Annotated in this window: 9 tRNA genes; all 9 read left to right on the top strand. The window is 48.1% G+C overall.

Features of this window, described 5'->3' with window-relative positions:
* Positions 1-53 precede the first annotated feature (53 nt).
* The 9 genes from ABT56_RS22985 (at position 54) to ABT56_RS22945 (ending at position 1,061) form a co-directional block, all read left to right on the top strand.
* Positions 54-138 (top strand) — tRNA-Leu (locus tag ABT56_RS22985).
* A gap of 40 nt (positions 139-178) precedes the next feature.
* Positions 179-253 (top strand) — tRNA-Gln (locus ABT56_RS22980).
* Positions 254-287: 34 nt separating this feature from the next.
* Positions 288-364 (top strand) — tRNA-Met (locus ABT56_RS22975).
* A gap of 32 nt (positions 365-396) precedes the next feature.
* Positions 397-483: transfer RNA gene (locus tag ABT56_RS22970), tRNA-Leu, on the top strand.
* 14 nt (positions 484-497) lie between these two features.
* Positions 498-582 (top strand) — tRNA-Leu (locus ABT56_RS22965).
* A gap of 55 nt (positions 583-637) precedes the next feature.
* Positions 638-722 (top strand) — tRNA-Leu (locus ABT56_RS22960).
* Positions 723-762: 40 nt separating this feature from the next.
* A tRNA-Gln gene (locus tag ABT56_RS22955) sits at positions 763-837 on the top strand.
* A 34-nt stretch (positions 838-871) separates the two neighbouring features.
* A tRNA-Met gene (locus ABT56_RS22950) sits at positions 872-948 on the top strand.
* A 28-nt stretch (positions 949-976) separates the two neighbouring features.
* Positions 977-1,061 (top strand) — tRNA-Leu (locus ABT56_RS22945).
* The last annotated feature ends 83 nt before the right edge of the window (positions 1,062-1,144 follow it).

The raw sequence follows: 1,144 nt of genomic DNA, 5'->3' as shown, positions 1-1,144 counted from the left end.
ATTCTTCGGTTTAGACTTGTCTAAATTGAAAATACAATCAGAAGCATCCGAATGCGGAAGTGGCGAAATTGGTAGACGCACCAGATTTAGGTTCTGGCGCCGCAAGGTGTGAGAGTTCAAGTCTCTCCTTCCGCACCATTCTGCTCTGATTACAAAGTCTCTGAAAAGAGCATCCTGCAGGTCTATCGCCAAGCGGTAAGGCAACGGGTTTTGATCCCGTCATTCCCTGGTTCGAATCCAGGTAGACCTGCCATCTTTAAGATTGTTGATTATGTCAACACTCTATTGGCTACGTAGCTCAGTTGGTTAGAGCACATCACTCATAATGATGGGGTCACAGGTTCGAATCCCGTCGTAGCCACCATTCTCTTCCTTTACAGGCTGAGAATACCACGTGCGGTGGTGGCGGAATTGGTAGACGCGCTAGCTTCAGGTGCTAGTGTCCGCAAGGACGTGAGGGTTCAAGTCCCTCCCTCCGCACCAACAACTTGATTTAAGCGGAAGTGGCGAAATTGGTAGACGCACCAGATTTAGGTTCTGGCGCCGCAAGGTGTGAGAGTTCAAGTCTCTCCTTCCGCACCATTATTCTTCGGTTTAGACTTGTCTAAATTGAAAATACAATCAGAAGCATCCGAATGCGGAAGTGGCGAAATTGGTAGACGCACCAGATTTAGGTTCTGGCGCCGCAAGGTGTGAGAGTTCAAGTCTCTCCTTCCGCACCATTCTGCTCTGATTACAAAGTCTCTGAAAAGAGCATCCTGCAGGTCTATCGCCAAGCGGTAAGGCAACGGGTTTTGATCCCGTCATTCCCTGGTTCGAATCCAGGTAGACCTGCCATCTTTAAGATTGTTGATTATGTCGACACTCTATTGGCTACGTAGCTCAGTTGGTTAGAGCACATCACTCATAATGATGGGGTCACAGGTTCGAATCCCGTCGTAGCCACCATCTTCTTTTTGAAGATGACAATTTGAATGCGGAAGTGGCGAAATTGGTAGACGCACCAGATTTAGGTTCTGGCGCCGCAAGGTGTGAGAGTTCAAGTCTCTCCTTCCGCACCATCATTCTTCGGTTTAGACTTGTCTAAATTGAAAATACAATCAGAAGCATCCGAATGCGGAAGTGGCGAAATTGGGAGACGCAC

Source organism: Photobacterium aquae (assembly GCF_001029445.1).
Taxonomy (GTDB): domain Bacteria; phylum Pseudomonadota; class Gammaproteobacteria; order Enterobacterales; family Vibrionaceae; genus Photobacterium; species Photobacterium aquae.
The sequence above is the reverse complement of the archived record's forward strand: the minus strand, read 5'-3'. Positions and strand labels throughout refer to the sequence as shown.